Raw genomic sequence first — 4,172 nt, forward strand, 5'->3', positions numbered from 1 at the left:
CTTGTTTTTGCTGCCATGAATCTGAAGAAGATGGCGACCTGGCTTTGGAAGTCAGGTCCCCATCTAAAGCAAGTTGGCTTTTTGCTGGTGATTTTGGCCAACACCATAAAACAAACTCCCACGTTCCGCCTGAAACATGGGAGTTTGTCTTCAGTCTGGAACAAGGGTCGGCCGTTTGCACCCGGTCCGGAAAAAGTGCTTCCGGTCAAGCCCGGGTCAATGCTTCCATCTGACGGATCAGATCCTCGAATACGCTCATCGCCTGTTCGATCGGCTCCGGCGTCGACATGTCGACCCCGGCACGCTTCAGGATGTTGATCGAATAATCGCTGCCGCCGCTCTTCAGGAAGCCGAGATACCGCTCGACGGCAGGCTCGCCTTCCTCGAGAATCTGCTTCGCGAAGCTCGTCGCGGCCGAGAAGCCGGTTGCGTACTTGTACACGTAGAAGCTCGAATAGAAATGCGGAATGCGCGCCCATTCCATCTCGATGTCGCGGTCGACGACCATCCCGTCGCCGTAGTACAGCTTGTTCAGATCGTAATAGATCTCGCACAGAAGCTGCGGCGTCAGCGATTCGCCGGCCTCCGCCTTCTCGTGGATGATTTTCTCGAACTCGGCGAACATCGTCTGGCGGAACACCGTCGTGCGGAACTGGTCCGCGTAATACGTCAGCAGGTACAGCTTCTCCTTCGGGTCGGTCGAACGCTTCAGGAGGTAATCCATCAGCAGCGCTTCATTCAGCGTCGACGCGACTTCGGCGAGGAAGATCGTGTACTGCGCGTTGCGGTACGTCTGATGTTTGTCCGAATAATACGAGTGCAGGGCGTGGCCCATCTCGTGCGCCAGCGTGAACATGCTGTTCAGGTTGTCCTTGTGGTTGAGCAGCACATACGGATGCGTGCCGTAGGCGCCCCAACTGTAGGCCCCGCTCCGCTTGCCCTGGTTCTCGTAAACGTCGATCCAGCCGCCTTCGAAGCCTTCCTGCAGCACCCGCTGGTAGTCCGGTCCGAGCGGCGCGAGACCCTCCAGCACCATCCGCTTTGCCTCTTCATACGGAATTTCCATTTTGAACTCTTCCACCAGCGGCGCGAACAGGTCGTACATATGCAGCTCTTCGACGCCGAGCAGCTTCCGCCTGAGCTCCATGTAGCGGTACATGAGCGGAAGGTGCCGGTGGATCGTGTCGATCAGGTTCGTGTAGACTTCCTTCGGGATGTTGTCGGCAAACAGCGACATTTCGAGCGCGGACGGGTATTTGCGCGCCCGGGCATAGAACAGGTTCTTGTTCACGTTCGCGGCAAGCGTCGCGGCGAGCGTATTCTTCAGCTTGCCGTAGGTCTCGTACATTGCCTTGAACGCGGCTTCGCGCACCGAACGGTCGCGGCTTTCGAGGAACTGGATGTACGTGCCGTGGGTCAGCTCGACTTCCTCTCCGTCCTCGTTCCGGATCTTCGGAAACTTCAGGTCGGCGTTGTTCAGCATGCCGAAGATCGTGTTCGGCGCCTGGCTCATGTTGCCCGCCTGGGCAAGCAGCGCCTCCTCGGCTTTGCTCAGGACGTGCGCCTTCTGGCGGCGCATCTCCTCGAGCGTGAACCGGTAAGGCTGCAGGTTCGGGTCTTCGATCATCTTCGCGAGCGTCTCGTCGGGCAGGCTGAGCACTTCCGGCGTGATGAACGACAGCGCCTCGTTCGCCTCGACGCTCAGCTTCTTCGCCTTGTCCGCCAGCGCCATGTTGTGCGGCTCGGTCGTGTCCTCGTGGTGGCGCATGTTCGCGTACACGTAGAGCCGTTCGACGTGGAGCGACAACTTGTCTTCGAGTTCGAAGCAGGCCTTGAGTTGCGCCGGATCGGCCAGCTTGCCCTGGAATTCGGCGACCTTCGCGATCAGCCGCTTCGCCTCTTCGTACTCCCGGTCCCAGTCGGCCTGCGAGGGAAACAGGTCCTCGAGCCTCCAGTGGTACTTCGGATCGGTCTCGGAACGTTTCGGCACTTGCTTCATGTCGGGGTTCCTCCTCGGGGAGATGGTTTCGGGCCGCGCGGGCGGGCCGTCGGGGCCGCCGTCCGGGACGGGCGCAGCCACGCCGCCGGTTCGGACGGCCGCCGGTTCGGCGCCGGCGGGGGCGTGAGCCGACCAGGAGCCGGCCAGCAGGAGGGCGAGCAGGATGGGAAACCGCTTCATGGCAAGCACTTCCTTTTTTTGCCCTCTAGTATGCACCCCGGAGCGCCGCTTCATGACGGGTCAGCCGCCCATCGTCAGAAATGCGTACATCAGCATGATGAAGGCGGACACGATCATCACCAGCGCGGTCAGCGCGAGGTAGCGCCGCACCGGCGGTTCGACCGAATCCCGCTTCATGATGAGGATGGCGCCGAACGAAAAGGCGACGATGACGAAGATGACAAGCGCTGTGGTATCCATCGCATCCTCCAGATTCCGGCGTTCACAGAGCAATTCGCCGTCCGGCAGGTTTTTCCTTCCGCGGAGGCGCGGCCGGATTTCGTTCCCATCATATCCGACGGGGGATTGGAAATCAACCGAATTCCGGATATGATATTGGCAAAGGCGAACCGGACGCGGATGTCCGGAAGCCCGGTCAAGATGAGATGAGATGAGACGAGATGAGATGAGATGAGATGAGACGAGGAGAGATGAGCCCATGGCGAGGAAGTACGAGCAGGTCGGCACGGCGTTTACCTGTCGAAGCTTCGAGGAGTACAGGCTGATGTTCGCGCTGGAGAACCCTCCGGCGCCGCCGTGCGAAGTGCTGGATGTGGCGGCGGGAGCGTCGTCGTTCACGGCCGACGCGGCAACGCTGGGCCTCGGGGCCGTCGCGGTCGACCCGCGATATGGCCTGCCGCGGGAAGAACTGTTCGCCGAGGCGCGGACCGAAATCGCGGTCTCGACGGCGAAGCTGGATAAGTTGAAAGACTTGTTCGATTTTTCGCATTACGGCAGCCTGGAACGGCACCGTGCCGGCCGCGAGGCATCGCTGGAGCGGTTCATCGCCGATTTCACGACGGACGGAGATTCGGGCGGCGGCCGCTACGTCGCGGGCGAGCTGCCGAATCTGCCGTTCGGGGATGACCGTTTTGACCTGGTGCTGTGCAGCCATTTTCTGTTCCTGTACGGCGAGCATTTCGACGAGACATTCCACGAGCGGAGCCTGTTCGAACTGATCCGCGTGTGCCGCCCGGGAGGCGAGGTGCGCATCTATCCGCTCGTGACGCTCAGCTTCCGGGAATATCCGCCTCTCGAAAGGCTGGCCGAACGCGTCCGGGAGGCGGGATGCGCGGTCGGGTTCCCCGAGTCTCGCCTGCCGTTCATCCCGGGCTCCAGACGTCTGATGGTGATCCGGAAGCCGGTCTGAGCCGTCCCCGGCGAAAAAAAAATTCGCCCGCACGAAACGTTTTGTTTGCTTTTTGCCTCCCATGCGCGTATACTGTGTTCATACGCCGGATAAACGGCGTGAATTTTGGGAGGTTTTGCATTTGAAAGGTACTGTCAAGTGGTTCAATGCCGAGAAGGGCTACGGCTTCATCCGGGTCGACGGGGGCGACGACGTGTTCGTCCATTACTCGGCCATCCAGGGTGAAGGGTTCAAGACGCTGGAAGAAGGCCAGCTCGTCGAATTCGAAATCGCCCAAGGCAATCGCGGACCGCAAGCGGCCAACGTCATCAAGCTGTAAGAGCGAATGGCCGTTGCCGATACGGATGCGATGAAGCACCAAAAGACTCCGGAACATTCCGGGGTCTTTTTCGCATTTCCGGGCGGTATTTCCTTGCGCGGTATTTCCTTTCCGATCGAAGCGGATCGCGCAAGCCGACACGTGATCCGACCATTGTCGGGGAGGTTGAGCGCGCTTGCGCTGGCTGCATTGCGATGCGACCGCCCTTCATCCCGCAGCGTGGCCGTCCGGCACGCAGTTGTACAGCCACCCGGCATGCAGCCGCCCCTCATCCTGTTATACGGCCGCCCGGCATGCAGCCGCCCATCATCCTGCTGTACAGCGCCCGGTGCGTGGTCGCCCATCATCCTGCAGCACGGCCGCCTGGTACGTGTCCTCCCGGCGCGCGGCCTCCCGGCGTCTGCCGCATGATCCCGGCGGCAAGTTCCCTTAGCTCGGCGTGCATCCGTCGCGGGTTCCGGTACGTGTCCCAGTCCGGCCGTCCG

The 4,172-nt window shown here is 61.1% G+C and carries 4 protein-coding genes; 2 read left to right on the top strand and 2 right to left on the bottom strand.

The window, feature by feature from the left end:
* Positions 1–205: 205 nt before the first annotated feature.
* Together pepF and A9Z00_RS14570 are read right to left on the bottom strand one after the other, a co-directional pair.
* Positions 206–1,999: an oligoendopeptidase F gene (gene pepF, locus A9Z00_RS14565; RefSeq protein ID WP_296978995.1), complete on the bottom strand. Its 1,794-nt coding sequence runs from the start codon at positions 1,997–1,999 to the stop codon at positions 206–208.
* Positions 2,000–2,239: 240 nt separating this feature from the next.
* Positions 2,240–2,419: a hypothetical protein gene (locus tag A9Z00_RS14570; protein WP_296978996.1), complete on the bottom strand. Its 180-nt coding sequence runs from the start codon at positions 2,417–2,419 to the stop codon at positions 2,240–2,242.
* 238 nt (positions 2,420–2,657) lie between these two features.
* Here A9Z00_RS14570 and A9Z00_RS14575 point away from each other — a divergent pair, with 238 nt between their 5' ends.
* Positions 2,658–3,368 (top strand): class I SAM-dependent methyltransferase, encoded by a 711-nt coding sequence (locus A9Z00_RS14575; RefSeq protein WP_296978998.1) that lies wholly within the window; start codon positions 2,658–2,660, stop codon positions 3,366–3,368.
* A 121-nt stretch (positions 3,369–3,489) separates the two neighbouring features.
* A complete protein-coding gene (locus tag A9Z00_RS14580) occupies positions 3,490–3,687 on the top strand; it encodes a cold shock domain-containing protein (protein ID WP_296979000.1) in 198 nt (65 codons plus the stop codon).
* Positions 3,688–4,172 lie beyond the last annotated feature (485 nt).

Source organism: Thermobacillus sp. ZCTH02-B1, assembly GCF_002159085.1.
Classification (GTDB): Bacteria; Bacillota; Bacilli; order Paenibacillales; family Paenibacillaceae; genus Thermobacillus.

What these genes read in the sequence shown, in the direction of transcription:
- pepF (WP_296978995.1), bottom strand. Translation starts at nt 1,999, where the DNA reads ATGAAGCAAGTGCCGAAACGTTCCGAGACCGATCCGAAGTACCACTGG.
- A9Z00_RS14570 (WP_296978996.1), bottom strand. Translation starts at nt 2,419, where the DNA reads ATGGATACCACAGCGCTTGTCATCTTCGTCATCGTCGCCTTTTCGTTC.
- A9Z00_RS14575 (WP_296978998.1), top strand. Translation starts at nt 2,658, where the DNA reads ATGGCGAGGAAGTACGAGCAGGTCGGCACGGCGTTTACCTGTCGAAGC.